The following is a 25,730-nucleotide window of genomic DNA, read 5'->3' as shown; positions in this document are numbered from 1 at the left end:
TCCTATCCCACGTCCTCAAAGCGGACGGATACCAACTTGCTGACGCCCTTTTCCTCCATGGTAACCCCGTAAAGGGCGCTTGCGGCCTCCATGGTAGGCCGCCGGTGGGTGATGGCAATAAACTGGGTTTTCTGCGCGTAATTGCCCAGGTAATCGGCGAACAGCCGGAGATTTTCATCATCCAGGGCGGTCTCGATCTCATCCAGGATACAGAAGGGCGTGGCCTTTAAGTCCAGCATGGCAAACAGGATGGCAATGGCCGTCAGCGCCCGCTCCCCACCCGACAAAAGGGAGATGTTCTGAAGCCGCTTTCCCGGCGGCTGAGCGATGATCTCGATGTTGCACTCCATAGCGTTGTTTTCATCGGATAGCTCCAAACGGGCTTCTCCACCCTTAAAAAGAGCCTGGAATGTGCGCTGGAAGTTCTGGTTGATGATCTGGAACTGGCCGATAAACCGTTCCTGCATCTCCCCCATGAGATCATCAATAAGACGCTGCAGATCCTCCTTGGCCTTGAGAAGGTCTGCATTCTGCTCAGTGAGAAAATCGTACCGTTCCCGCACCCGGTTGTACTCCTCAATGGCGCCGGGATTCACCGTCCCCATCTCCGCCATGCGGTTACGGATGGAGCCGGCCTCTGCCACCGCCGCCGATGTCTTGATCTCCAGCCGGCTCTCCTGAGCCATGGCAAAGGTTATTTGGTAATCGTTCCACATGCGGGTCTCCAAAGCCTCTGTTTCCGCCAGCAGACGTTCCCGCTGATTTCCCATCCGATACCGGCGATCCCGGTTTTCTGCGGCGGCTCCAGCGATCTCCTCGCGATGGGCCAAAGCCTCTCGGATCAAAATATCCAGCCGCTGGCGCTCCCGGCTCAGCTGCTCCAAAGCAGCGTCATTTTCCGACATCTGGGTGTTGGCGCTGTCCTTGGCCCTCTGCCGATCCGCGGTCCTTTCCTCCAAGAGAGCAAGCTCCTGTTTCGCCACCTTTAGGGACTCCCGGCCTGCCGCGATGGCGGAGACCAAACGATCCCTTTCCCGGGTGAGCCTTCCCCGCTCCTTTTCAGCGGCGGAGCGCTCTCCCAAGAGCGCAGAAAGATTTACCTGCCGGGTAACGATTTCGCCTTCCACCCCTTCGGCCTCCTGGCGAAGCGCCGCTACCTGCCGTGTCAGTTCCAAAACCTCTTGGGCCAGAGCCTCCACATCTCGGTGATCCTGTTCCTCCTTGGGAGCCGCTTCCTCCATCATCACAGCAATCCGCTGGCGCTCCGTAGCCAGCCGGGCCGTTTCCTGATCCACCCGTTCCAATTGATAGGCAATGGCGTCGGCCTTCTCCAAGATCTGTGCTTCCAGGACTCGGCCGTCCTGCAGCCCTGCGGAAAGGGCTTCCAATTCCTGAGCGGCCTTGTGCTGTTCCGCAGCCAGCTCCTGTCGCTTTGCCTGATAGCTTTCCACACGATAAAGACATTCGTCCCGCTGCTGTTCCGCCTCTGCGATGAGACGGTCCCGGGAAAGAAATCCTCGATCCCGATTGCTGCCCCCCGTCATGGTGCCGCCTGGGTTCAGAATATCCCCCAGCAGGGTGACACATCGAAAGCTATTTCCCGCCGCCCGGGCAATGGCAATGCCAGCGTCCATATCCCGTACGATGAGGGTCCGGCCCAAAAGGTATTCTACCGCTCGAACGATAGCGGGATCAAACCGTACCAGATCCATAGCAGGGCCGATGGCTCCGTCCATGGACAGATAGCGGGAGATCTCCCCACCAAAGGTTCGCGGCCTGAGAGCCGCTAGGGGCAGGAAGGTAGCCCGGCCATAATCCATACGCCGTAGATGAGCGATCAATGCCTTGCCGGTGGCCTCGTCCTCCGCCACGATATTCTGAGCGGCGGCGGATAACGCCTGTCCGATGGCCTTTTCATACTGAGCCTCAGTTTTGATCAAATCCCCTACCGGGCCATAGACCCCTCGGGAAACCGGTTGTCCCTTTTCTTTGACGTCCTGCATGAGTAGCCGTACCGTCTGGCTGTATCCCTCATAATTGCGTTTGAGATCCCGTTGAATGGTCGCCCGGTGGTCCGCCGCCCGGGCTTTTTCCGCCTCCTGGGCGATGGCCGTGTCCGCCGTCTGGAGCCGCTCCCGCAGCGCGGCTTCCCGGCTGACCAAAGCCTCCCGGGCAGAGCGGAGCCGCTCCAATTCCGCTCCGGCAGCCTCTCGCTCCCACCGGACGCCGCTTTGCTCCTCCATAAGCTGATTTCGCTCCGCATCCTGCTGATCCAAGGCCTGGTTGATCTGCGCCAAGCGAACGCCCGCCTGCTCTAAAATGGCGGCCTGGCGTGCCAGAATGGATTTCTTTTCCCCTTCCTTCGCAAGGGCGTCCAAATGAGCCTGTTTTTCCCGATCCAGGCGCGCCTCCAGGTCCGATAGCCGGTTGCGGATCTCCTCACGCTGCAAAATAAGGGCGTCCAACTGGGTCTGAAGTCCCTGGGTATCGGCTTCCTTGGTGCCGGATAGAGCCCCCAGCGCCTGTTCTACCCCCTCCAAGAGCAGGCGATCCCGCTCCGCTTCTCCCTCCAAGCGGTTGAGGGTCTCCTCCAATGTCGCGTGCCGCTGAGCGGCAAGCTCCTGCTCCCGCTGAGCGGCGCTGGCCGCTTGGGCCAGCTGAAACCGCTTCTCCTGGGCGGTCTCCAACAGGCCGTCCATCAGAGCAAGCTTTTCCCGGTGGAGATCCTCCTCCTCCCGGAGCGCGGTTTCCCGATCCTTGGCCTCTGCGCCCAGACGCTCAAGACTTTGAATTTCCTCCTCCAGCTTCCGCACCCGTCCGGTATTGCGCTCATATTGATCCGCAAACAAAGTGATATCCAGTTCACGAAGCCGGCTTTGCAGCTCTAAAAACTCACGGGCGGCTTGGGACTGCTGAAAAAGGGGCTCTAAATTGCCTTCCAGCTCGGCCATGATATCCGCCACCCGCACCATGCTGTTTTCCACATTGGCCAGCTTCCGCTGCGCTTCCTGCTTGTTGACCTTGTATTTCATGACGCCCGCCGCTTCCTCAAAGGCGGCTCGGCGCTCCTCCCCTTTCTGGGAAAGGATCTCCTCGATCTTGCCCTGACCGATGATGCTGTACCCATCCCGGCCCACTCCAGTGTCATAGAACAGGGACAGGATATCCCGCATCCGACAGGGAGAACGATTGATCGCGTATTCGCTTTCCCCACTGCGATACAGCCGCCGGGAAACCGCCACCTCGGTATACTCTAGGGGCAGGCCGCCATCGGCGTTGTCAAAGGTGAGTACTACCTCGCAAAAGGAGAGGGGCTTGCGCTCCTTAGTGCCGGAGAAGATGATATCTTCCATCTTGGCGCCCCGCAGTGCCCGGGCGGATTGTTCCCCCAAAACCCAGCGAACGGCATCGGCCACATTGCTCTTGCCGCTGCCGTTGGGCCCCACAATGGCGGTAATGCCGGGGCTGAACTCGATGTGGGCCTTGTCCCCAAAGGACTTAAAGCCCTGAATTTCGATCCCTTTTAGATGCAAACCCGAACCTCCACAAATCAACAGCCCACCGCCCGGTTGATGCCGGGCAGGCAGCCTAGTTCAAAAATTCATCCATGTCTCCGCAGCCAAGGTCGATGTAATCGTCCAAATCATCGTCGCGCACCAGGCGGACATACATGGGCGCTTCCTCCGAATTAGCGCCGCCGACCCAAACGGAATAGTCCGCGTCGTCCAGCGGATACACCATGATATAGAGGCCGGAACCCGTCTCCTGTCCCTGGTATTCGGAAAAATCCGACCAAGTAGGCGCCGCCTCCTTTTGCGCCAGTTCCCGAACTCGGCTCAGCGTCAAACCGCTGTGTTCTGTCCGAGAAGCGCCGCAGCCAGCGAGCAGGAGCAGTAACCCCAACATTACGCCAAGCAATTTCCCACTCCGCATCGCGATCCCCCCCATTATAAGCTACGGATTATCCTATTCCCTGTTCCTTTAGCAACGCCAGGCTCCTATGCGCGGCCTCCATCTCGCCTCGCTTTTTACTGTATCCATGGCCGGTAGCAAGCTTTCGCTCCCCCACCTTGGCCAAAACGGTAAACAGCCGCCGGTGGGGCGGTCCTTCGCTGGCAATGGTCTCGTAGTGGACGTCCTCTCCAAAGGTAGTAGCGCACAGATGCTGCAGAAGGGTCTTATCGTCCACGTCGGTTTCCGCCATGAGCGCGGATTCAATGGCATTGTCCATCAGCAGCAGAACGGCCTCCTTGGCGGCCTCCAGACCGCCGTCAAAGTACACGGCGCCGATGACCGCCTCCATGGCGTCAGCCAGGATGGAGGGCTTGTCCCTCCCCCCCGAAAGCTCCTCGCCTTTGCCCAGGATCAGCATGTTCCCAAGGCCAAACTCCTTGGCCGCGGCGTACAGCGCCTCCTCCCGGACGATCAAAGACCGCAAGCGGGTCATTTGTCCCTCGGAAAAGGTTTCCACCTTAAAAAGCTCGTCGCTGATGATCAACTGGAGTACCGCGTCTCCCAGGTACTCCAAACGCTGGTTATTATGAAACTTATCGCCGTCAAAGCTGCTGTGGGTCAATGCCCGCTTCAGGGTCTCCACATCGGAAAAACGGTATCCCAGCTTTTCCTGCAGCCGCTCGTATCCTTTTTGAGACATATGCGTCTACCAACTCCAAATTCAATAGGAATGATAGCCCAGGCCTTATTCCGTGGCGGAAACCGCCTCCTCCTGGGCTTTACGCTCCTCCATCGCCGTCCGAATGGTACCTACCACGTCCTGCTTTACCATATAGGCCGTCTGGAGGATCGCTACGGAAAAAGCCTTGGCATTGCTGCTGCCATGGCCCTTCACCACCGGGGCGTTGACCCCTAATAGGATGGCTCCTCCATAGGAGGAATAATCCGTGCTTTTTACGATATTGCGGAGCGCAGGCTTCAAAAGAAGGGCGCCAAGTTTACTCCGCAGGTTGCGGGTCAGCTCCCGCTTGATGAGGGAAAAGAGCATCTGCCCTACCCCTTCCGAGGTCTTCAGGGCTACGTTTCCCGCAAATCCGTCGCATACGATGACGTCAAATTGCCCAGACAGCATATCCCGAGCTTCGGCGTTGCCCACGAAGTTGACGCCGGTCGCCCGTAAAAGCGGATAAGCCGCCTTGGTCAATTCGTTGCCCTTTCCCTCCTCAGCTCCGTTGTTGAGAAGGCCGACCCGGGGATTTTGAACGCCCACCACCCGTTCCATATAGGCGGATCCCATTACGGCAAATTGAGCCAGGTACTGAGGACGGCAGTCCACATTGGCGCCGCAGTCAATCAAAAGGGTTTGTCTCCCATCCAACGTGGGCAGCAGGGGGGCCAGGGCCGGACGCTGAATGCCGGCAATCCTCCGGACGATAAAGGTGCTGCCGGCCAGCCACGCGCCGGTACTACCGGCGGAAACCGCCCCCTGGGCCTTGCCATCCTTAACCAGAGTCAAGGCTACCACCGCGGAGGAATCCTTCTTTTTCCGAACCGCCTCCACGGGATGCTCCTCGTTATAGATCACTTCACTGGCCGGCACGATCTCCAAACGGCTTGTATCATAGCGCCTGCCGGAAAGAAAGCTGCGAATGGCATTCTCCTCTCCACAGGCATACAGGAAAAGCGATGGACTCTGTTCCAGGGCCTGAAGGCACCCCTCAAGAATCGCCTGGGGCGCGTTGTCTCCACCCATCACGTCGATGGCTAATTTTATCATACGGATCACTCCAAATTATACGGATAAACAGTATTATTATACTGAATTAAGCCGGTTCCTTCAACCGTTGCCCCGGCGATAGGCTTCCGCAAAGGTTACAAATCGCCGAAACAACCCATGGGAAACCGTGTCATCGCTGCGTTCGGGATGCCACTGTACACCAAAGACGTTTTCCCTCTCATGGGATATCGCCTCCACGATCCCCTCGTGGCTGTAGGCGATGGGGGTGATTCCCCTGCCCAGCCGGTTCAACGCCTGATGGTGAAAGCTGTTGCTATGGTACTGGGGACCAGACAGCCCATAAAGATCGCTCCCTTTCTCCACCAACACTGGATGGAATACCCCGTCCTCATGGTGCGCCCCAAAAGTCTCCGGAATATCCTGAAAAAGACTGCCTCCCAAATATACGTTGAGGATCTGCAGCCCCCGGCAGATGCCAAAAACGGGCATGGAGCGTCCAAACGCTTCCTCCAACGCCAACAGCTCAAACCGATCCCGCCGCGGCGTGGTAGCCTCAGTCCTGGGATGAGGCTCCTCGCCATAACAAGCGGGAGAAACATCGTCCCCGCCCGTGAGCAAAAGGCCGTCCAGCCGATCCAAAGTCGGCGCGATCTCCTCCTCCGGAACATAGGGCAGGATGACGGGGATGGCCCCGGCGGCAAATACGGCGTCGGCGTACTGGTGTTTTAGAAAATAGCGGTTCTCTTCAAAAGAACAGGATAGCCCAACTACGGGTTTCATAGTGGTTCACCCCTGAATATACTTTTTGATAAAAGAAAAAGGCAGACAATGCTGCCAATTTCAGGTCGATATTATTCGGCGTTTGCGGCTTTGATTTCCTCACGGGTGCGCATCACCTTGACGCCATCATAGTAACCGCAGCTCTTGCAGGCGGTGTGGGGCAAAACGGGGGCCTTGCACTGAGGGCAGGTCACCACCGTGGGGGGGGTGAGCCTGTCGTGGGTCCTTCTCTTGTCCCTTCTCGTACTGGAAACTCTTCTCTTGGGTACTGCCAACTCCATACACCTCCTCGGACCGAACCGGTTAGTCTTCTTCGAGATCGCTGCCCATGGCGGTGCAGCCGCAGTCTCTTACATTCAGAACCTGCCCGCAAACGGGACAGATCCCCTTGCAGTCCTCTTTACAAAGGATTTTGTCGGGATAGGACAGGATCAAGGCTTGGCGTACCGCCTCCCCTAGATCGATCACATCCCCGGTGAAGGGAAAGATCTCCTCATCATCGGGCGTTCTGGAAAACCGCTCCTCAAAGGGGGTTTCCACCGGCAGCTTAGCCGGCTCCAGGCACCGGGCACACTGTCCAGCGGCATGGTAGCGGAGGCTGCCCTCCACCAGCATGAGATTCTTACCGATGCACTGGCAGGTTCCGCCAAGATGGGCATCCCCTTCCACTCCACAGTCAGGCGGCAAATCCACCCTTCCGCAGAGCTGAAAAGCGATGGCGTCCTCCGGCCTTGCCAAGGCCTCTCGAATGTCCAGTACAAAATCCTTCATAATTTCAACATCAATAGATTATATCCGTGGTTTGGGGGTTTGTCAACAATCCCGTTTGGATCAGACGATCCCCGCCTCTTGGGCATACCGTTTGAGGGCCTGGGCGGCATAGGACATGGTCAGATCAAGGATCCCGTCCGGCATCTTCGCCATGTTGGCCCGGCATTCCAGATTGTAGATTCCCCCATACTCGATTTCCTGAAGCGCCTGAAAGATGGATGGCACATCCAGGCTTGCCAATCCCAATAGCGTATGAACATCGGAATAGATGGGAGAGATCATCCCATAATTATCGTTGAGGTGGAGAACCTCCAGATTTTCGCCAAATGCCCGAACCATTTCCGGCACATTCTGCCCCGCTAGATTGGCATGCCCGGTATCCAAACAGAAGCAGAACATCTCGCTGTCCACCCCGTATAAGAGGTTCAGCATATCCTCCGCCGTGGTGAAATTATAGCGGGGATCCCCCGGCTCCTGGCATTTGGGGAAATCAAAGGAGTTTTCCAGAGCCACCTTTACCCCAAATTCCCTTGCCGTGGATTTCAGGGTGGAAAACCAGCGGATGTTATAGGCCATGATCTCATCCAGCAGGCTTTCCGACCGGATTCGAGCCCGATAGAAGATGGGATGAAACACCAGGTGGGGAGTCCCCATGAGCTTGCATGCCTCGATGGCTCGATAGAAGATCTCCTCCGGCTCCCGGTAGGAGCCGTCCTGAGGCATCATGCAAAACTGGGGGGCGTGGGCCTGGCCGACGACCACGCCGGCCTTTTCCGCGCACTCCCCCACATATCTTGCCCAATCCCGCCAGCCATCCTCCGCCATGGGAAAGGAGTCCATGGCGTTGTGATCCTTTCCACAGAAGGAATAGAGATTCAGATCCACGCTGTCAAAGCCGGCTGCCGCGATCCGTTCCATCACCTGCTCGATGGGATACCGCAGGGTATATACCACCGCGGTGGTTCCAATTCGCATGGCGTTCCCCCTATCTGGCTAGGGCCAGGGTATCCCGGGCGATGACCAGTTCCTCGTTGGTGGGGATCACAAAAACCTTAACCTTGCTGTCGGGGGTAGAAATCTCAATCTCGCCCCGCTTGGTGGCATTGACGGTCTCATCAATCTCGACGCCCATCCACTCCAGGCCAGAAAGGACGTTCTGACGCACGCCGCCATCGTTCTCCCCTACGCCGGCGGTAAACACGATGCAGTCCACGCCGCCCATGGCAGCGGCATAGGAGCCGATATACTTTTTGACCCGATAGGCAAACGCCTCAAGAGCGATAGCGGCCCGCTTGTTGCCGTCCTTTGCAGCAGCAGCGATATCGCGGAAGTCGCTGGAAACGCCGGATATGCCCAGCATACCGCTCTTTTTGTTGAGATAATTGTCCATCTCGTCGATGGTCATCCCGGTCTTATCCATCAAATATTTGACAATGGCCGGATCCATATCGCCACACCGGGTACCCATGATAACGCCCTCTAAGGGGGTCAGGCCCATGCTGGTATCCACCGATACCCCTCCGTCCACCGCAGCGATGCTGCTGCCGTTGCCCAGATGGCAGGTGATGATCTTCAGATCCTTGATATCCCGTCCCATGAGCTCCGCAGCCCGCTTGGATACAAACAGATGGGAGGTTCCGTGGAAGCCATAGCGCCGGACCTTGTAGTCGGTATAGGCCTCATAGGGCAGGCCGTAGAGATAGGCCTTTTCCGGCATCTTGGCATGGAAAGCGGTGTCGAATACCGCAACCTGAGGGGTGCCGGGCATGGCCGCTACGCAGGCTTTGATGCCCATGATGTTGGCGGGGTTGTGGAGGGGGGCCAAATCGATGTTGTTCTCGATGGCCACCAGAGCGGATACATCGATCAGCACCGAGGCGGAGAAGCTCTCCCCGCCGTGCACCACCCGGTGCCCCACGGCGCCGATCTCGCTGAGATCGCTCACCACGCCGTGCGCCCGGTTCAAAAGGGCTTCCAACACCATATGGATGGCGTCGTTGTGGTCCCGCATATCCCGCTGGATCTCCACCTCGCCATTGATGCCCTTGTGCTTTAACAGGCTGCCGGGGATGCCGATGCGCTCCGCCAATCCCTTGGCCAGCACCTTCTCCCCATCCATGTCGATGAGCTGATATTTAAGGCTGGAGCTCCCAGCATTGATCACCAGAATTTTCATGGAATGATCCTCCTTATTTGATGGCCTGAGCCTGCACCACGGTGATGCCAATGACCTTCATGACGTCCTCGGCGCTGCACCCGCGGGAAAGATCGTTTACCGGCTGTGCCAGTCCCTGCACGATGGGGCCCAGGGCCTCGGCTTTGGCAAGGCGCTGTACCAGCTTGTATCCAATGTTGCCTGCGCCCAGGTCGGGGAAGATCAATACGTTGGCTTTGCCCGCCACAGGGCTGCCAGGGGCCTTGCTGGCACACACCGAGGGAACGATGGCGGCATCGGCCTGCAGCTCGCCGTCCAGCTTCAGATGGGGCGCAGCCTCCTTGGCGATGCGAGTGGCCTCGATGACCTTATCCACCTCGGGGCTCTTGGCGCTGCCCTTGGTGGAGAAGGAAAGCATGGCAATAACGGGATCCATCTCGCACAAGAACTCTGCGGTCTCAGCGCTGCTAAGGGCGATGGCGGCCAGTTCTTCGGCGTTGGGGTTCATCACCATACCGCTGTCAGCAAAGATAAAGGTGCCGTTGTGTCCAAAGCTAGCGTCGGGCACCGTCATAACAAAGAAGGCGGAAACCGTCCGGGTGCCCTTCTTGGCCTTGATGATCTGCAGAGCGGGCCGCAGCACATCGCTGGTGGCGTGAGCAGCGCCGGCCACCATGCCCTCGGCCTCCTTTCGTTTGATCATCATCACGCCGTAGTAAAGGGGATTTTTGACCAGCTCCGTGGCCTTCTCCATGGTAACGCCCTTCTCCTTGCGGAGCTCGTACAGAGCGGAAGCGTACTCCTCGATCTTGTCGGATTTGGCGATGTCGATGACCCGTACGCCCTCAAGGCTTACATCCCCGGCCAGCTCCTTAACCTCCTCCTCGTTGCCCAGGAGGATGATGTCTGCGATGCCCGCTGCCTGGGCCATGCCAGCAGCCTGGACCACCCGCTTGTCAAAGCCCTCCGCCAGCACGATGGTGCGCTTGTCCGCTTTGGCCCGTTCTAGGATCCTATCTGAAAAAGCCATTGGTGAATTTCTCCTTTCAATCTTTGGCATTTTTTGATTCCGTCCCTATATTATACCATTGGATTGCCCGGTTCAAGGCGATTTCCCAAAAAGTTGGGCCATCTTCCGCCTGCAATGCTATAATAAAGCAACCAAACCCCGGCAGGAGGCTACCTATGGTCTGCGGCATTATCTGTGAATACAACCCATTTCATCAGGGACACGCCCGGCAAATCCAATCACTTAAGGAACAGGGGCATTCGGTGGTCTGTCTGATGTCCGGTTCCTTCGTTCAGCGCGGGGACCTGGCCATCTACGATAAATGGACCCGGGCCCGCTGGGCCCTTCGGCATGGTGCCGACCTTGTTTTGGAGCTGCCGGTCATCCACACGCTTCAGTCGGCCCAGGGCTTTGCCAGAGGCGCTGTCGCCGTCCTCCGTTCCACTGGCGTCGTGGACACTCTTTGCTTCGGAACGGAGTGCCGCAGTCCGTTTGCCCTTCAGTCGGTAGCCGCCTTGCAGGCAGAGGAGCCGCCAGCTTACCGTGCCCTGCTGCGGGACGCCCTTGACCGCGGTCTCCCCTATCCCGTGGCCATGGAACGAGCTACGCGCGGGCTTCTTCCAGATCTTCCGGATACGGCTTTTACCGCCAACAGTCTTTTGGGCGTGGAATATCAAAAAGCTCTTTTGGAACAAGAGTGGCGCCCGCAGGTCCTCCCCTTCCATCGGGAATCCCATTCGGCTTCCGCCACCCAATGCCGCCGGGCGCTTTTTCAGGGAGAGCTCCCCCCGTGGCTGCCGGAGGACGTGGCGCTGGAGGCCGGCAGCCACGCTCCGGCGGCTCTGGAACAGCTGAGCCAGCTCATTTGCTATCGGCTCCGCACCGCCCCTCGCGAGGGCCTCGCGGCTTTAGAAGACGTAACCGAGGGACTGGAAAACCGTTTGCTATCCGCGGGGCAGCGGGCTAACACCCTTGAAGAGACCATCGAACTGGCCGCTACCCGTCGCTATACCCACGCTCGCATCCGGCGCATTCTCTGCTGCCTGCTTCTGGACATCAAAAAAGCGGACCTGGCTTCCTACCGCCAGAATCCGCCCTATCTGCGTCTATTGGGGTTCCGCCGGGAAAGCGTCTCCCTGGTTTCCCGGCTCTCGGAGGAGGGATCGCTGCCCCTATTCACAAAACCCGCAGCCCTTTCGGAGCATCCCATCTTTCAAAAGGAAATGCTGGCCACCGAGCTCTATGCCATCGCCACCGGACGGCCCGCCGCCCTGGAGCTTACCACGCCGCTGATTACCCTATAACGCCCAGTCCCCGAAGGTCCTCCAGGATCTTCGGAATTGCCGTCCTAGCCGCTTCCCTGCCGCTTGCAATGGCTTCCTCGGCGTCGGAATTGCTGTATGGGTTGATCTCATCCAGCTTGGGCTGGAGCAAAATATCTCCCGCATAGATCTTGGTCTGCTTGTAATAATATCCCACCATATCATAGGCTCGCATCAGAATATCAAACACTTTGGGCTTTACCTCCCGAGGCAGGCAGGGGGAGCTTACATCCACAGCGATAACGTAATCCGCCCCCATATCCCGGGTTTGCTGGATGGGCACCACGTCCAAAACGCCGCCGTCCACATACAGTACCCCATCGATAAAATGGGGCTGAAAGATCCCGGGCATGCTGATGCTGGCCCGAACGGCATCGTACACCTTTCCCTGGTTTAATACCACGGTCTTCACCGCGGAAAGGTCGCATGCAACGCAGGAAAACGGGATCTCCAGCTCCTCAAAACACTTGTCCTTGGTAAGCAGTCGGGATAGCTGGCGAAAGCGCTCCCCACGGATGAGGCCGCTGCGGGGCAGGGTGATGTCGAAAAAGTCCTTGTCGGTCAGTTCGATGCTGAGCCGCGCCAGCATGGACAGATCCGTACCCGCGGCAAAGATGGAGCCGATAAAGGCGCCCATGCTGCACCCGCAGATGCAATCAATGGGAATCCCCGCCTTTACAAACTCATCCAACACCCCAATGTGGGCAAATCCCCGGCCGGCGCCGCCCCCCAGGGCCAGGCCCACTTTTTTTCTCTCGGTCTCGGCGTTCATATCAATCAACTCCACAGAATAAATATGATCACATGTGAGGGGGATTGCCATGACCAAGCGAAAAGCCTTTTATTTCCTGTGCATAGCCTTTCTGGTCCTTCTGGCGGCATTCCCCGGACGGGCCCTTGTCGGAGCTCGCAGCGGACTGAACGCATTTTTACAAAACGTTCTCCCCGCTCTTTTGCCATTTTATGTTGGAACCTCCATCCTTGTAAAGAGTGGAATGGCCTCAAGAATCACCAAATACCTATCCTTTCTCATGAAACCCCTGTTTGGGCTCCCCGGCGAAAGCGCCTTCGCCTTCTTTATGGCCGCTATCTCAGGATATCCCATGGGCGCACGGCTCACCGCGGAGCTCTATGAGGCGGGACGCCTTACCCGGCCGCAGGCGGTGGGAACCGCCATCCTTTCCTCCTGCTGTGGCCCCAGCTTTATGGTGGGAGCTGTAGCCGCCGGCATGCTGCTCTCCCCAAGCGCGGGACTCATCATTGCCTGTGCCCATTACCTCGCCATGATCACCATAGGCATCTTCTACCGCCCTTTCCTCACTTTAAGCCCCCAGCCCTCCCGGCGGGAGCCACCCAAGCAAAAAAAACAGGAGCATCCCTCTCTTACAGGGATCGTGATGGATTCCATCGCCTCTTCTGCGGTAGCCCTCTGGTCGGTGGGATCCTATCTCATCTTTTTCTCGGCGCTGATCTCCATCATCAACTCCTTTGGGATTCTTTCAACCCTGGGAAATGTTCTTGCGCCTGCCTTCCGGCTCCTGGGGATCTCCCCCAATCTGGCGCCCGCTATCCTCAGTGGCGCCATCGAAATGACGGGCGGCTGCGTAGACGCTGCTTCCGCCCTTGCGCCCCTTTCCTCCAAAGTGCTGGCCTGCACCTTTATCATCACTTTCGGAGGGCTAAGCGTCGCTGGGCAGAGCCTTTTTTATCTGCGGAAAACCGGCGTCCGCCTTTCCACTTTTCTTCTAGCAAAGCTGTCGGGCGGAATACTATCCGTGCTATTTGCCAGCATCCTTCTTTCCCTCGTTCCCCTGGATGTGGAAACCACGGCTCCCATCCTATCCTTTCAACAGGTGATGGGCGCCAACGCCACCCTCTTGATCGCCGGCGTGGTGTTTCTTTCTTTCATCGGAGCAGCCATGTCCCTTTATAACATGCGCAATCAACGAAAAAAGCCCACAAAGGGAAAACAATAGAGGCCATTTTTCGCCTCCTCCCACAAAAACATAGTGATGGAAAACTGCAGGGACTTTCCACAAAAAAAGCACCGTTTCAATAACGGTGCTTTTGTTTTTTAAACCTAGCTAACTGCCCTAAACCGGCCTTATTCATAATCCCAATCGGGCTCCTGATCCCGATCACGATCCCGGCCCCGCCGGCGCTGCTCCTGACGTTCCGGCTCCTTAACCTCCCGCGTCTCCCGGATGGGCTCCCTCTGGGCGTTATCCCGAGCCTTCACCGAAAGCGAATCCCGGTTCTTGCGGATCAGATCATAGTATTCCTTCACATAGGACTCCAGATCGGAGAGCACGTCGTCGGCATAGGACCGAGCGCTGAGACGGATCTCCTTGCTGTTGCGCTGGGCCGCCGCGATGATCTCTTCTGCGTTGCGCTGAGCCATCTGGGTGATCTCGTTTTCCTCTACCATCTGCTTGGCCCGGCGCTCCGCCTCCCGAACGGTAGCGTCCGCCTGGACCCTGGCGTCATCCAGAATAAACTGTTTTTCCCGCAAAAGGAGTTCGGATTTACGGATCTCTTCTGGAAGCTCTTCCCGCATCTCATCCAGGATGCTGTAAAACCGTTCCACATCCACCCGCTTTTTGCTGGATAGCGGAATGTTCGGGCTGTTTTCCAGTTCATCTTCCAAAAGATCCATCAGTTCAAAGATATTCATTTGATACCTCCACACCCTTGCAGTTTATTCTGAACTTCTTTTGCGATACAATCGGGCACCAGCCCATGAATATCACCGCCAAAGGAGCACATCTCCTTGATTAAACTGCTGGAAATGAAGCTCCACTCCGAGCTGGTAAATAGGATCACCGTGTCCAGCTCGGGGGCCATGCGCTTGTTCATAGCCGCCATAGCCAGCTCCGACTCGAAGTCCGAGATGGCACGGAGGCCCCGGACGATAGCAGTAGCGCCCATCATGCGGGCATACTCCACCGTTAATCCGGAAAAGGTTCCAACCTCTACGTTGTCCAATGTTAGGGTCGCTTTGCGGATCATCTCCATCCGCTCTTCCACCGTAAAGGAAGGGGTTTTGCGTTTGTTCTCCAGTACCGCTACAATCAGGCGGTCAAAAATGCGGGAAGACCGCGAAATAACATCCATATGGCCGCTGGTTACGGGATCAAAGCTCCCGGGATAGATCGCAATCTTCATCTATTTGCTCCTTATAAACGCCACGGACCGGCTGCCATATCGGCGAATATCGGTAACCTCCCAGCCATTTCCCGTATAGGGGAAACCGTCCTTGGTGCCAAACTCACAGACACATACGGCGTCCTCTTTGAACACACCGTCAAAGGAAAGGTCCAGCGCTCGTTGATAAAAACCGCTCCGGTAGGGCGGATCAAAAAAGCCAAGATCAAACCCAAGGCCATCCCGCTTAAAAAGGGACAACGCACGGAGATAATCCGATTGATACACCCGGCAAACATCGCCCAAACCCAAGGCTTGTACATTGCGCCGGGCAACCGCTGCGGCCTCCCGGTTTACATCCACCAAAATGGCTCCCTGAGCGCCGCGGCTGACGGCCTCTAAGGATAGGATTCCGCTTCCACAAAAAAGGTCCAGTACCATGGCCCCGGGAATCCGCTGCCCCAAACGATTGCACACAGCCTCCCGTACCACCGACGAGGTAGGACGGGTCTCGTTGCCCTTGGGCGCCTGGATTTGACGGGATCGGTAGGTACCTCCGGTAATACGCATCATCCACTCCTAATATTTGGATTATACCATATGGGGGTCATCATTAAAAGACCGTTCTTGACGGTCGGTATAGATTATTTCATCGGGGCAGACCACGGCATCCATCCTCATATCCCACTCATCGATGGGCAGCCACGGCGCAATCTGACAGCTGAAGCAAACCCCGATTCGCTTGGCCTCGGTGCTGGCCAGAAAACGGTCAAAAAAGCCGGCGCCCCGGCCCAGGCGCAGTCCTCTTCTGGTAAAGGCCAGCCCCGGCACCAAAACCGCGTCGATATCCTCGCTAATTAAGGCGTCCCGATGATCCGGCTCCAGGATGCCATAGGCGCCGGTCGCCAAGCGGGTATCGGCCGTATAGTGCAGACAAAGGAGGTGTTTTCCCACCACCTTAGGCAAATAGACCTCCTTCCCCCGCTCCCAAAGAAAATCCGCCAGTGGCAGAACATTCAGTTCCGTTCCAATCGAATGATAAAGCAGAACGCGGCCCGCCTTCTTGATCCATTCCATGGAGGCCAGCAGCCTTACCGCCTGGGCGCTGTCCCGCTGCCGCTCCTCTTGGCTCATAGAATCCAGATACTTCCTATACCGTTTCCGCAATCTATTTTTCAAAGTCGAATACAAACTCCCTCGGGACCCGTCCGCTGATCCCCGTCAAGATTTCATGGGATATGGTGCCGCACAGCTCCGCCAGTTCATCGGCGGTGATGCGCTCCGATCCCTGTTTTCCCAAAAGAACCACCGGATCCCCCACGTGAGCCGTGATTCCGGACACGTCCACCATCATCTGATCCATACAAACCCGCCCAATGACGGGGCACCGCTTTCCGCCCACCAGAACCTGTCCCCGGTTGGAGAGCAGCCTCGGGTATCCATCGGCATATCCGATAGGCAGGGTGGCCACCAGCGTAGGTCGCTTCACGCGGTAGGTGCAGCCATATCCCACCGCTTCCCCGGGAGCCGCTTCCCGCAGGCGCACAATGGCGCTTTTCAGGGACATGACCGGCCAGAGATCCGCCGCGCCCGCCAAGAGATCGGAGGGCGGGCAGCCGTAGAGAGAAATGCCCAAGCGAACCATATCCCGCCGATAGTCGGGATACCGGGTGATGGCGGCGCTGTTGGAAACATGGATCATGGGATGCACGCCCTGAGCCCCGCATATGGCCTCCGCCTCCAGCATGTGCCGGTATTGCCGATCCACAAAGCTGTCGTCCGCCTCATCCGCCGTGGCAAAATGGGTAAACATACCCTGTAGCTCTACATGGGAGCACTCCTTCGCCCGGCATAAGAAAGCGTCTAGATCCGCAAGATCCATCCCGATGCGATTGAAGCCCGTCTCCAGCTTGATGTGCAAAAGCGCGGGCTTTCCCACTCGTTCCGCCGCTCCCTCTGCCTCCTCCAGCTGATCCATGGAGTAGACGGGAAAAGCCACCTCGTCCTTGATGAGCGCCTCCATGGCCTCGCGGCCCAGGACGGCCCCCAGCACCAGGATCTCCCCGGTAACGGCGTTTCTCCGAAGCTCCAGCGCCTCCTCCGCCGTGGCTACCGCCACTGCTGCCGCTCCATTGGCAAGGGCAATCCGAGCGCACATGGGAGCGCCATGCCCATAGGCGTCGGCTTTCACCACCGCCATGAGCTTGGCGTTCCCCGCCAAACGGACAAATTCCTTTACATTATGGGCCAGGGCATACCCGTTGATTTCCGCCACTGTGGGACGGTATCTCATTGGGCCTTGCAGCCCCCGCCATACACCTGCTCGTCGGTAAGGGTAACGATACCATTTTCCGCGAAGAGCTTCTGGCATTTTTCGGTATCGTCTACCCGGAACAGGATCAACGCGTTGTCGTTAGGGGTGCGAACAAAGGAATACAGGTATTCCACGTTAATCCCCGCGTCGTCGATGATCTGCAGCACATGGGCAAGGCCGCCGGGTACATCCGGCACCTGTACGGCCAATACCTCGGTGGTACTGGCGGTAAAGCCATTCTCGGACAGCACCGCAATGGCCTCGTCCGGACGATCCACCAGGCACCGCATGATGCCAAAATCGGTGGTATCCGCGATGGATAGGGCGACGAGATCAATGCCCCTGTCCCCGAGGAGCTTGGTGGCGATGGCGAGCCTTCCCTTTTTGTTTTCCAGAAAAACCGATATCTGTCTTAACATGCTGTCTCCTCCTTCTACTGCTTCCGCTTATCCAGGACCCGGACGGCCTTTCCTTCGCTGCGCTGGATGGTCCGGGGTTCCACCAGCCGTACCTTCACGCCGATATTCAATGTGGAGCGAATCTCCCCCTCCAGCTTCCGCTGCAGGGCTTCGATGTTCCGGATGGTATCGGAGGCCAGCTCGCGAGCCACCTCCACCTGCACCTCCAGGGTATCGAGGTTATCCACCCGGTCCACCACCAGGAGGTAATGGGGCGCCATGCCCAGGTTCATCAGCACGCTCTCAATTTGGCTGGGGAATACGTTGACCCCGCGGATGATCAGCATATCGTCGCTGCGGCCAACCACCTTCTCCATTCGAACCAGGGTACGTCCGCAGGAACAGGGTTCCCGGTGCAGCCGGGTAATATCCCGGGTCCGGTACCGCAAAAGGGGCATTCCCTTCTTTGTAATGGTGGTGATGACCAACTCCCCCTGCTCCCCGTCAGGCAGAACCTCCATGGTAACGGGGTCGATGATTTCCGGGATAAACAGATCCTCATTGACATGCATCCCGCACCGGGCTTCGCATTCAAAGGATACGCCGGGTCCGATGATCTCGCTGAGTCCATAGATATCGGTACTGCGGATGCCTAGGTTCCGTTCAATGGTATCCCGCATCTCCGTGGTCCAGGGCTCCGCGCCAAACACGCCGTATTTCAGCTTCAGCTTGCTCTTATCCACGCCTATCTCGTCCATCGCTTCCGACAGGAACAGGGCATAGGAGGGAGTGCAGCAGATGCCGGTGACGCCAAAATCCTCCATGAGCATCAGCTGACGCTTGGTATTGCCGGTACTCATGGGCACCACGCTAGCGCCGATCTTTTCCACACCGTAGTGGGCGCCTAGGCCCCCGGTGAACAGCCCATAGCCAAATGCCACCTGTACGATATCCTTTTTTCCCATGCCGGCGCTGGTCAGGGTACGGGCCATGACCTCCCGCCAGATATCCAAATCCCCCTCGGTATATCCCACCACGGTAGGCTTTCCGGTGGTGCCGCTGCTGGCATGGATCCGCACGATGTCCTCCATAGGGCTGGAGAACATCCCAAAGGGATAGTGGTCACGAAGGTCTGTTTTGGTGGTAAAGGGCAGCCGCTGCAGATCGGAAAGGCAGGTGATCTTCTCGGGCGACATGTCCGCCTCATCCAGCTTTTCCTTATAAAAAGGCACGTGGTTGTAAATGCGCTCTACCATCTCCTGCAGACGGCTCAACTGAAGGGCTTCCAGCTCCCCCCGCTCCATACATTCATGCTCTCGGTCCCAAATCATCCGTTCCATCTCCCTAAAAAAGCTTATACAAGGCCGTAACCCAGGCCAAATGCAATCCGATTCATCTCCACAAACTGAGGCTTTACACTATCGGCCACGGCGGCCTCCATCGCCTCCCGATCCAGGTTCAGCATGGCGGTAAAAGCTCCCAGCAGCACGATGTTCAGGGTCATAAGGCTGCCGGCCTCCTTGGCAAGGGCGGCGCCGTCCACCGTCAGCACCCGGCTGCACCGGGCATGGACGCGTTCCATGATGTCCTCCGGATACGTCCCCTGGCCCATGGCCACCGAGATGGGCAGCACCCGGTCGGCGGCGGTGATCACCACGCCGTCCTCCCGGATAAAATCCATGTACCGAAGGGCTTCCATGGGCTCAAAGGCCAGGATGGCATCCGCCTCCCCCCGGTGGATCAAAGGGGAATATACCCGCTGTGACATACGCACGTGGGTCACCACACAGCCGCCTCGCTGGGCCATGCCATGCACCTCGGAAACCTTCACGTCCAATCCCTTGCGGGTAGCATAATTCCCCAATATCTTACCGCATAGGAGGATTCCCTGCCCTCCTACGCCCGAAATCAATACATCCAGCTTCATCCTAGCGTCCTCCCTCGATGGCCCCCGTGGGGCACAGATGTGCGCAAAGATTGCACCCTTTGCACATGGTGGGTTCGATGGACACCTTGCCGTCCTGCTTCCGCAGAGCAGGGCATCCAGACTGTAAACAGACGCCGCAGCCGATGCACACCTCCGGATTTACCTTATAAACAGGCTTTTTCTCCCCATCGATGAGGACGCACTTATGGCGGGCCACCACCAAGCTTACGCCGGGAGCCGCTAAGGCGTCGCGGAGCGCCTGCTCCATCTCTGGCAGATTCAAAGGATCGGCGATATAGATGTTCTTCACTCCAAAGGCCCGGGCCGTCTCTTCGATGGAGATGGGCGATACCTTCTGCCTCGCTAGGGTCATGCCGGTGCTGGGGTTATCCTGATGGCCCGTCATGCCGGTGGTGCCGTTGTCCAGCACCAGAACGGTGATATCGGACTGGTTATAGCAGGCGCTGGCCAGGCCGTCCAAGCCGCTGTGGAAGAAGGTGGAGTCCCCGATGACCGCCACCGACTTTCTGGCCATATCCTCCCCCTGGGCCAGAGCGGCGCCATGGGCCATGCCGATGCTGGCCCCCATACAAATGGTGGTATCCATAGCGGACAGAGGGGCCGCCGCTCCAAGAGTGTAGCAGCCGATGTCCCCAAAGGCGTTGAGCTTCAGCCGCTTGATGGCGGTAAAGGCGCCTCTATGGGGGCAGCCGGGGCAAAGCACCGGTGGCCGTCCAGGCAAATCGCTGACGGTATCCTCCGGCACGGGAACGCCCTTTACGGCGCAAGCAACCGTTTCTGCGGTATACTCTCCAAACTTTCCAAAGGTATCCTTTCCCTTGGGGAAGAGGCCAAAGGAGTTTAACTGCAGCTCCATAACGGGCTCCAGCTCCTCTACCACATAGAGGGTTTCCACACCGCTGGCAAAGGGCTTAATCTCCTCCTCTAGCAGCGGATATGGCATGCCGACCTTATAGACGCTGGCCCCCGGCATGGCCTCCTTTACATACTGGTAAACCCCGCCGGCACAGAGAAATCCCTGTTTGCTGCCCAGCTCCACACGATTGATCCCCCGTTCCTTTGCAAAGGCCCGGGCCTTATCCAGGTTAGCCATCATGGCGTGCTTACGGGGACGCGCAAATCCCGGCATCATCACATACTTGTCGGGCCGTTTCTCATAGGGCCGAAGCTCCGGATGGTCCGCCTCCCGAGGAGCAACGATTCCCCTGGTATGGGCGATGCGGGTGGTCATCCGCAGAATCACCGGCAAATCGCAGGCCTCGCTCATTTCAAAAGCCAGACGGATGTAATCGTAGGCCTCCTGGGCCGTAGAGGGCTCCAGAATGGGAACATGGGCGCTCATGGCGTAGAACCGGGTATCCTGCTCGTTCTGGCTGCTGTGCATGCCAGGATCATCCGCCACTACAAACACCAGTCCGGCGTTGATGCCGGAATAAGCGCCGGTAAACAGCACCTCGCTGGCCACATTGAGGCCCACATGCTTCATACAGCACATGGCGCGGGCCCCAGCCACAGCGGCTCCCATGGCCACCTCGGCGGCAACCTTTTCGTTGGCGGCCCACTCGGCGTACAGTCCTCCCAGCGCCGCTATGGTTTCGGTAATTTCGGTACTAGGCGTACCGGGATAGGAGGAAACCACCCTTGCGCCAGCGTCCCTTGCCCCGTGAGCAACGGCCTCATTCCCCAATAAAATCATACTCATTCTCACTCATTCCCATCTCTCAGATCGGTGACCCGCTTGGCCTTCCCCTCAAAGCGCTTCAGACTCATGGGATTCACCAGGCTCACCTTCACGTCAAGGAGGATCTCCTCCTTCAGCTTTGCTTTGATGCTGCGGCTGATGCGTTCCAACTCGGCAAACTTGTTGAGAAGCTCCGCGCTTCCCACCTCCACCAGAACCTCCAGCCGATCCATATGGTTCTCCCGGGTTACGATGATCTCATAATTGGGCCCGGCCCCCGGCACCGAGAGGATCACGCTCTCGATCTGGCTTGGGAACACGTTAACCCCCCGGATGATCAGCATATCGTCGCTGCGGCCCAGGACCTTCTGCATCCGGGCGCTGGTGCGTCCGCAGGCGCAGGGCTCGTAAGTGATGCTGCTGATATCCCGGGTCCGGTACCGGATAAGGGGCTGGCCCTCCTTCCGGATGGTGGTGATAACCACCTCTCCCATCTCCCCAGGCGCCTTCGGCTCTCCGGTTTCAGGATCGATGATCTCCACAATAAAGTGATCCTCCGCGATGTGCATGCCCCGATGCTCCTGGCATTCCCCTGCCACACCGGGGCCCATGACCTCGCTGAGCCCGTAATTCTCGGTGACCTCCATGCCGTACAGATCCTCGATGGCTTTTCGCATCTCGTTGGTATGGCCTTCGGCGCCCAACACCCCCAGGCGGATGGGCAGCTTGTGAAGATCCACGCCCATCTCCCGGGCGGTCTCCCCCATGTAAAGAGCATAGGAAGGGGTCCCTACCAAAAGGGTGGTACCGTACTGCTCCATGATCTGAATCTGCCGCCGGGTATTGCCGGCGGATACCGGGATCACGCTGGCGCCCAGCTTTTCCAAGCCGTAGTGGAGCCCAAGGGCGCCGGTAAACAACCCATAGCCAAAGGAGATCTGAGCAATATCGTCGGGGGTTCCGCCTGCCTGGCATACCACCCGGGCCACGCACTCCGCCCAGTTATCCAGGTCGTTCTTGGTATAGCCCACCACGGTGGCGGTACCGGTGGTTCCGCTGCTGGCGTGGATTCGCACGATATCCCGCATGGGGACGGCAAAAAGGCGGTAGGGGAAATTCGCCCGCATATCCGCCTTGGTGGTAAAGGGCAGCCGGGTGATGTCGGAAAGGCTCTTGATATCCTCCGGTTTCACGCCTGCCGCGTCCAATTTTTCCTTGTAATAGGGGACCTTTTCGTAAACCCGCTTTACCGTGCTAATAAGGCCCTGGAGTTGAATGCGCTGAATCTCCTCACGATCGGCGCATTCGATGGATGGGGAAAAGATCATAAACTCACACCTCGATCAAGAAATGGAGAAAGGAAAAGGGCTACCGTATTACCGTTTCACCATTACAAATTATTTACTGCTTAATATACCATATCAAGCGCGAAAAACCAAGGTGTGTCAGTACTTTTCAAAGAGAAGGCAGGGCAGAGCCGGCAACATCTGGAAAAGGGCTTTCTCCCCTTCCCCGCCTGGCCGAACCTCCGGCGGCAGGTTGCCGCAGACCATCTGAGAAAGCGGGCGAATGTCCATCTCGCACTGGGGCGCTCCCTTTTCATACCGGGTAAAGGTCACTTGGCCGTCCGTTGCGATGGCCCGGTATATCCCCGTCTGCTCCGGGAGAAAGTCGTCAAAAACCCGCAGGACAACGTCCCCCGTGGCCGATTCCGGCGCCGGAACGGTAAGTCCGTCCAGGTGGATGATCCGCGCCATGGCATAATCCTCCGTCTGGGCGCTGCCCCCCCAGTTCTCCGGCAAAGCCTCCCACTCTGGCAGGGTAAAGCGGATCTCCCCCTCCGGCTTTTGCAGGGATCCCATGGCAGCAGCCAAACTCTCCAGCGCCTCTGGGGAATCATAGACCATCTCATCGGCAATCAAAACGCCATTTTCAAAATAGCATAGGCAATAGCCCGCCATATCCCCGTTGGGATACAACGCCGCTACGGCCGGGCTTTCCAGCAGATGCTCCTTTAGCCGCCCCTCCATGGAGGATCGGATAACATAGCCGTTTTTTCCCTCCATAAATCTCCGATAGCAGGCAAGGGCCGCGCTGGCGTCGTCCCCGTCCATGGGCCGCACCTTATGGGGCTGGGGCAGCAGAATTGCCTGGCTTGCACGCAAAGAGGCCAGCTTCCGGCGATTGGCAACGCCATACCCCAGCCGGGCGTAAAAGGAGTGCAAAAAGGGATAGAGATGGGAAAACCGGTATCCCCGCTGCCGGCAAAGGCGCAAGCCCTCCCGGATCAACTCCTTGCTCAGACCCCGCATCCGATCCTCCGGCATTGTGGCCACCCCTACCAAATAGGCGGTGGGAAATTCCCCGCCCCGAACATCCACTTCATAGGGAACGATGTGCATGGCGGCAGGAATCCGGCCATGTTCCTCCAGGCATACCGTGTTCTGGGGATCAAACCGGTTTTCAAAAAAGTAATCGATATAGGTAGGCGGGTCGCCGAAGCAAACCCGCCAAATCTCCCTTAAATCCGCCTCATCCCTCAGGGTGCAAAGTCTCATAGGTGATGCCCTCCTTCAGGGTAACCATATATTTGTCGATCATAAAGGCGGGGTAATAGCTTTCCTTTGCCCGACGGAGCCCAGGCAGCCCCATATCCTCCTCCCGGTTCACGAACTGCATGTCGGCGTAAAAGTGCCGCAAAAACTCCCGGTTAATGAAGGGATACAGCCCCTGGATATCCTGGTTCGCTTTCTCAATATGGATCAACACCGTCTTCTCCGAGATGCGCTCCCCCAGGGTAAAGGCTTCCACCTTGCCGTCAATGCGAACCAGTCCGCCCGTGAGGTTCAGGGCCTCCATGTTGTCCAGGGCCTCATACATGGCAAACTGCTCCAAGTCCAAATCCTCCATGCCCTCGGACTCCCGAGCCGCGCGCCACTCCTGATACATCGCCTTGCAATCGTCGATATCATCGGGGGTAATAGGGGCGAATTCATGGTTGGGATTGTTGTCCAAGAATCGGGCGATGTGGTTCCTTTTCTTGTGATATTTCTTCCCCGATAGGTTCACCAAGTCGGATACGTTATAAACGTATTCGCTATAATCCCGATCAAGAGAGATTTCAAAAATATCCATGCAATTAAGCCGGATATAGTCCACCATCTTCTGAACCACGCTCTGCAGTTTGAACTCGATTCCCTCCCTGTGACAGTAAGCAATGGTATCCTGCATCACCCTGCAATAGTCGATTTCACAATTCTTGGGTAGCGGGGAAAACAGAATAGGCGGTTTATTGCCGATCTCATGTTGAAACCGGATGTACAAGACCTCGTCCTTGATGCAGAACTTGATCTGATAGGCCTTTCGCCACATATAGAGGTTGGCAAAGGAATGCTCCGCATTATCCATGGACCACATGCCAAGATACTCCCCCAAGACCTCCCGATCAGCCAGGGTGATTTCCTTAAATTCCACAAAAATCGCTCCTTATTCAAATTCAAAACTTTTGATCAAATTATACCATCGCAGTCAAATCATAGCAAATACCGGAGAATTCACTCCCTGATGTAAGAATTGTTTCTAGGGATTAATTCCCTACTGGATATTTTGACCTATTTCATATAAACTATTTCTGCATTATTTCTGCTGAGGTGTGGTATGAAAAAAAGTGACTACCAATTGGATGAAGTGAAGAAAATTGAGTTGGATATCTTAAAGGAGTTTATCCGAATTTGCGAACTCCTTCATTTGCGTTATTTTGCTATTGATGGTACTGCTTTAGGCGCTGTCAGGCATGGGGGATTTATCCCCTGGGATGATGACATCGACGTTGCTCTCCCGCGTGCAGATTATGAAATCTTTCTCAAGCATGCACAGGAGCTTTTACCCAAACATTATTTTCTTCAGACCTTGGATACAGATCCAGACTACCTCAGAGGTTTTAGTAAAATACGCAATTCCAATACCACTTTTATAGAAACTGCCGCAATGAAGCTACACATGAACCATGGAATATACATCGATGTTTTTCCTCTGGATGGATATAATTATTCAAAATTTGACGAAATCTTATTCAAATTTAAAAAAATCATGTTTGAAGATAGAATTGACGAAGGATTCTATCATCGTACCGCACCAGAAAAACGTCCTTTAAAAACCGAATTGGTTGGAAAGATTATGAAGCTCTTTTCAAGAACAATGACTCCGAAGAAAGCCGCTTATCGCCTAGAGGCTATGATACAAAAGTACGGGTATGATGCCTGTGCCGCCGTAGGAAGCCTATACGATTCCATATATAAAAGAGAAGTGGTCCCAAAAGAGTATTATGGAAACGGTAGAGAAATCAACTTTGAAAGCATCACAATTCGCGTTCCGGAAAAAGTTGAATTGTTGCTGAAACACATCTATGGGGATTACATGCAGTATCCGCCTAAATCCAAGCGCATTCCCCAGCATAGTTGCGAAATAATCGATTGTACAACGCCATATACAGCATATATAAAATAAAGGAGAGGCA

The 25,730-nt window shown here is 56.8% G+C and carries 26 protein-coding genes; 3 read left to right on the top strand and 23 right to left on the bottom strand.

Annotated elements, in window-relative coordinates:
* Positions 1-2: 2 nt before the first annotated feature.
* The 10 genes from smc to pta form a co-directional block, all read right to left on the bottom strand.
* Positions 3-3,533, bottom strand: a complete 3,531-nt coding sequence (gene smc, locus KP626_RS01765) for a chromosome segregation protein SMC (protein WP_395977761.1) — start codon at positions 3,531-3,533, stop codon at positions 3-5.
* Positions 3,534-3,588: 55 nt separating this feature from the next.
* Positions 3,589-3,918, bottom strand: a complete 330-nt coding sequence (locus KP626_RS01760; protein ID WP_395977759.1) for a hypothetical protein — start codon at positions 3,916-3,918, stop codon at positions 3,589-3,591.
* A gap of 43 nt (positions 3,919-3,961) precedes the next feature.
* Positions 3,962-4,654 (bottom strand): ribonuclease III, encoded by a 693-nt coding sequence (gene rnc / locus KP626_RS01755; protein WP_395977757.1) that lies wholly within the window; start codon positions 4,652-4,654, stop codon positions 3,962-3,964.
* 45 nt (positions 4,655-4,699) lie between these two features.
* Positions 4,700-5,731, bottom strand: coding sequence for a phosphate acyltransferase PlsX (gene plsX / locus KP626_RS01750; protein WP_395977755.1), 1,032 nt, complete (start codon positions 5,729-5,731; stop codon positions 4,700-4,702).
* 60 nt (positions 5,732-5,791) lie between these two features.
* Positions 5,792-6,472 (bottom strand): gamma-glutamyl-gamma-aminobutyrate hydrolase family protein, encoded by a 681-nt coding sequence (locus KP626_RS01745; protein WP_395977753.1) that lies wholly within the window; start codon positions 6,470-6,472, stop codon positions 5,792-5,794.
* Between the two features lie 71 nt (positions 6,473-6,543).
* Positions 6,544-6,747, bottom strand: a complete 204-nt coding sequence (gene rpmF, locus KP626_RS01740; protein ID WP_395977751.1) for a 50S ribosomal protein L32 — start codon at positions 6,745-6,747, stop codon at positions 6,544-6,546.
* Between the two features lie 28 nt (positions 6,748-6,775).
* The gene (locus KP626_RS01735) at positions 6,776-7,243 is read right to left on the bottom strand and encodes a YceD family protein (RefSeq protein WP_395977749.1); all 468 of its coding nucleotides are present in this window, start codon (positions 7,241-7,243) and stop codon (positions 6,776-6,778) included.
* A 60-nt stretch (positions 7,244-7,303) separates the two neighbouring features.
* Positions 7,304-8,218 (bottom strand): sugar phosphate isomerase/epimerase family protein, encoded by a 915-nt coding sequence (locus KP626_RS01730; protein ID WP_395977747.1) that lies wholly within the window; start codon positions 8,216-8,218, stop codon positions 7,304-7,306.
* A 10-nt stretch (positions 8,219-8,228) separates the two neighbouring features.
* Positions 8,229-9,419: an acetate/propionate family kinase gene (locus tag KP626_RS01725; RefSeq protein WP_395977745.1), complete on the bottom strand. Its 1,191-nt coding sequence runs from the start codon at positions 9,417-9,419 to the stop codon at positions 8,229-8,231.
* A 13-nt stretch (positions 9,420-9,432) separates the two neighbouring features.
* A complete protein-coding gene (gene pta / locus KP626_RS01720) occupies positions 9,433-10,428 on the bottom strand; it encodes a phosphate acetyltransferase (protein WP_395977743.1) in 996 nt (331 codons plus the stop codon).
* A gap of 155 nt (positions 10,429-10,583) precedes the next feature.
* On the opposite strand from pta, the gene KP626_RS01715 reads away from it, so the two are divergent.
* The gene (locus KP626_RS01715; protein ID WP_395977741.1) at positions 10,584-11,711 is read left to right on the top strand and encodes a nucleotidyltransferase family protein; all 1,128 of its coding nucleotides are present in this window, start codon (positions 10,584-10,586) and stop codon (positions 11,709-11,711) included.
* Here KP626_RS01715 and KP626_RS01710 read toward each other — a convergent pair.
* A complete protein-coding gene (locus KP626_RS01710; RefSeq protein ID WP_395977739.1) occupies positions 11,701-12,501 on the bottom strand; it encodes a patatin-like phospholipase family protein in 801 nt (266 codons plus the stop codon). The genes KP626_RS01715 and KP626_RS01710 overlap by 11 nt on opposite strands.
* A gap of 49 nt (positions 12,502-12,550) precedes the next feature.
* On the opposite strand from KP626_RS01710, the gene KP626_RS01705 reads away from it, so the two are divergent.
* Positions 12,551-13,705, top strand: a complete 1,155-nt coding sequence (locus KP626_RS01705) for a nucleoside recognition domain-containing protein (RefSeq protein WP_395977737.1) — start codon at positions 12,551-12,553, stop codon at positions 13,703-13,705.
* A gap of 128 nt (positions 13,706-13,833) precedes the next feature.
* Here KP626_RS01705 and KP626_RS01700 read toward each other — a convergent pair whose 3' ends face one another.
* The 12 genes from KP626_RS01700 to KP626_RS01645 all read right to left on the bottom strand — a co-directional run bounded on the left by KP626_RS01700 (position 13,834) and on the right by KP626_RS01645 (position 24,688).
* Entirely contained in the window at positions 13,834-14,403 is a 570-nt protein-coding gene (locus KP626_RS01700) for an ATPase (RefSeq protein WP_395977735.1), read from the bottom strand.
* Positions 14,400-14,894, bottom strand: a complete 495-nt coding sequence (gene coaD / locus KP626_RS01695; RefSeq protein WP_395977733.1) for a pantetheine-phosphate adenylyltransferase — start codon at positions 14,892-14,894, stop codon at positions 14,400-14,402. The genes KP626_RS01700 and coaD overlap by 4 nt, the downstream gene beginning before the upstream one ends.
* Positions 14,895-15,443, bottom strand: coding sequence for a 16S rRNA (guanine(966)-N(2))-methyltransferase RsmD (rsmD, locus tag KP626_RS01690; protein ID WP_395977731.1), 549 nt, complete (start codon positions 15,441-15,443; stop codon positions 14,895-14,897).
* A gap of 21 nt (positions 15,444-15,464) precedes the next feature.
* On the bottom strand, positions 15,465-16,052 hold the full coding sequence (locus KP626_RS01685; protein WP_395977729.1) for a 5-formyltetrahydrofolate cyclo-ligase: 588 nt from the start codon (positions 16,050-16,052) through the stop codon (positions 15,465-15,467).
* A complete protein-coding gene (alr, locus tag KP626_RS01680) occupies positions 16,042-17,166 on the bottom strand; it encodes an alanine racemase (RefSeq protein WP_395977727.1) in 1,125 nt (374 codons plus the stop codon). The genes KP626_RS01685 and alr overlap by 11 nt, the downstream gene beginning before the upstream one ends.
* The gene (locus KP626_RS01675) at positions 17,163-17,606 is read right to left on the bottom strand and encodes an ACT domain-containing protein (RefSeq protein WP_395977725.1); all 444 of its coding nucleotides are present in this window, start codon (positions 17,604-17,606) and stop codon (positions 17,163-17,165) included. Before KP626_RS01675 ends, alr begins: the two co-directional genes overlap by 4 nt.
* Before the next feature lie 14 nt (positions 17,607-17,620).
* Positions 17,621-18,916, bottom strand: coding sequence for a phenylacetate--CoA ligase family protein (locus tag KP626_RS01670; RefSeq protein WP_395977723.1), 1,296 nt, complete (start codon positions 18,914-18,916; stop codon positions 17,621-17,623).
* A 23-nt stretch (positions 18,917-18,939) separates the two neighbouring features.
* Positions 18,940-19,512: an indolepyruvate oxidoreductase subunit beta gene (locus KP626_RS01665; RefSeq protein ID WP_395977721.1), complete on the bottom strand. Its 573-nt coding sequence runs from the start codon at positions 19,510-19,512 to the stop codon at positions 18,940-18,942.
* Position 19,513: 1 nt separating this feature from the next.
* The gene (gene iorA / locus KP626_RS01660; protein ID WP_395977719.1) at positions 19,514-21,235 is read right to left on the bottom strand and encodes an indolepyruvate ferredoxin oxidoreductase subunit alpha; all 1,722 of its coding nucleotides are present in this window, start codon (positions 21,233-21,235) and stop codon (positions 19,514-19,516) included.
* A gap of 2 nt (positions 21,236-21,237) precedes the next feature.
* On the bottom strand, positions 21,238-22,542 hold the full coding sequence (locus KP626_RS01655; protein WP_395977717.1) for a phenylacetate--CoA ligase family protein: 1,305 nt from the start codon (positions 22,540-22,542) through the stop codon (positions 21,238-21,240).
* 117 nt (positions 22,543-22,659) lie between these two features.
* On the bottom strand, positions 22,660-23,772 hold the full coding sequence (gene eis / locus KP626_RS01650) for an enhanced intracellular survival protein Eis (RefSeq protein WP_395977715.1): 1,113 nt from the start codon (positions 23,770-23,772) through the stop codon (positions 22,660-22,662).
* Positions 23,747-24,688, bottom strand: a complete 942-nt coding sequence (locus tag KP626_RS01645; RefSeq protein ID WP_395977713.1) for a DUF2156 domain-containing protein — start codon at positions 24,686-24,688, stop codon at positions 23,747-23,749. Before KP626_RS01645 ends, eis begins: the two co-directional genes overlap by 26 nt.
* Before the next feature lie 183 nt (positions 24,689-24,871).
* On the opposite strand from KP626_RS01645, the gene KP626_RS01640 reads away from it, so the two are divergent.
* Positions 24,872-25,720: a phosphorylcholine transferase LicD gene (locus KP626_RS01640; protein ID WP_395977711.1), complete on the top strand. Its 849-nt coding sequence runs from the start codon at positions 24,872-24,874 to the stop codon at positions 25,718-25,720.
* The last annotated feature ends 10 nt before the right edge of the window (positions 25,721-25,730 follow it).

The sequence above is a fragment of the Christensenella sp. MSJ-20 genome (genome assembly GCF_044357945.1).
GTDB lineage: Bacteria > Bacillota > Clostridia > Christensenellales > QAND01 > QAND01.
This window is presented reverse-complemented; position numbering and strand designations above follow the sequence as displayed.

Coding starts and splice junctions, on each gene's coding strand:
- rnc (WP_395977757.1), bottom strand. CDS start 4,654: ATGTCTCAAAAAGGATACGAGCGGCTGCAGGAAAAGCTGGGATACCGT.
- plsX (WP_395977755.1), bottom strand. CDS start 5,731: ATGATAAAATTAGCCATCGACGTGATGGGTGGAGACAACGCGCCCCAG.
- KP626_RS01745 (WP_395977753.1), bottom strand. CDS start 6,472: ATGAAACCCGTAGTTGGGCTATCCTGTTCTTTTGAAGAGAACCGCTAT.
- KP626_RS01735 (WP_395977749.1), bottom strand. CDS start 7,243: ATGAAGGATTTTGTACTGGACATTCGAGAGGCCTTGGCAAGGCCGGAG.
- KP626_RS01730 (WP_395977747.1), bottom strand. CDS start 8,218: ATGCGAATTGGAACCACCGCGGTGGTATATACCCTGCGGTATCCCATC.
- KP626_RS01725 (WP_395977745.1), bottom strand. CDS start 9,419: ATGAAAATTCTGGTGATCAATGCTGGGAGCTCCAGCCTTAAATATCAG.
- pta (WP_395977743.1), bottom strand. CDS start 10,428: ATGGCTTTTTCAGATAGGATCCTAGAACGGGCCAAAGCGGACAAGCGC.
- KP626_RS01715 (WP_395977741.1), top strand. CDS start 10,584: ATGGTCTGCGGCATTATCTGTGAATACAACCCATTTCATCAGGGACAC.
- KP626_RS01710 (WP_395977739.1), bottom strand. CDS start 12,501: ATGAACGCCGAGACCGAGAGAAAAAAAGTGGGCCTGGCCCTGGGGGGC.
- KP626_RS01705 (WP_395977737.1), top strand. CDS start 12,551: ATGACCAAGCGAAAAGCCTTTTATTTCCTGTGCATAGCCTTTCTGGTC.
- KP626_RS01700 (WP_395977735.1), bottom strand. CDS start 14,403: ATGAATATCTTTGAACTGATGGATCTTTTGGAAGATGAACTGGAAAAC.
- coaD (WP_395977733.1), bottom strand. CDS start 14,894: ATGAAGATTGCGATCTATCCCGGGAGCTTTGATCCCGTAACCAGCGGC.
- rsmD (WP_395977731.1), bottom strand. CDS start 15,443: ATGCGTATTACCGGAGGTACCTACCGATCCCGTCAAATCCAGGCGCCC.
- alr (WP_395977727.1), bottom strand. CDS start 17,166: ATGAGATACCGTCCCACAGTGGCGGAAATCAACGGGTATGCCCTGGCC.
- KP626_RS01675 (WP_395977725.1), bottom strand. CDS start 17,606: ATGTTAAGACAGATATCGGTTTTTCTGGAAAACAAAAAGGGAAGGCTC.
- KP626_RS01670 (WP_395977723.1), bottom strand. CDS start 18,916: ATGATTTGGGACCGAGAGCATGAATGTATGGAGCGGGGGGAGCTGGAA.
- KP626_RS01665 (WP_395977721.1), bottom strand. CDS start 19,512: ATGAAGCTGGATGTATTGATTTCGGGCGTAGGAGGGCAGGGAATCCTC.
- iorA (WP_395977719.1), bottom strand. CDS start 21,235: ATGAGTATGATTTTATTGGGGAATGAGGCCGTTGCTCACGGGGCAAGG.
- KP626_RS01655 (WP_395977717.1), bottom strand. CDS start 22,542: ATGATCTTTTCCCCATCCATCGAATGCGCCGATCGTGAGGAGATTCAG.
- eis (WP_395977715.1), bottom strand. CDS start 23,772: ATGAGACTTTGCACCCTGAGGGATGAGGCGGATTTAAGGGAGATTTGG.
- KP626_RS01640 (WP_395977711.1), top strand. CDS start 24,872: ATGAAAAAAAGTGACTACCAATTGGATGAAGTGAAGAAAATTGAGTTG.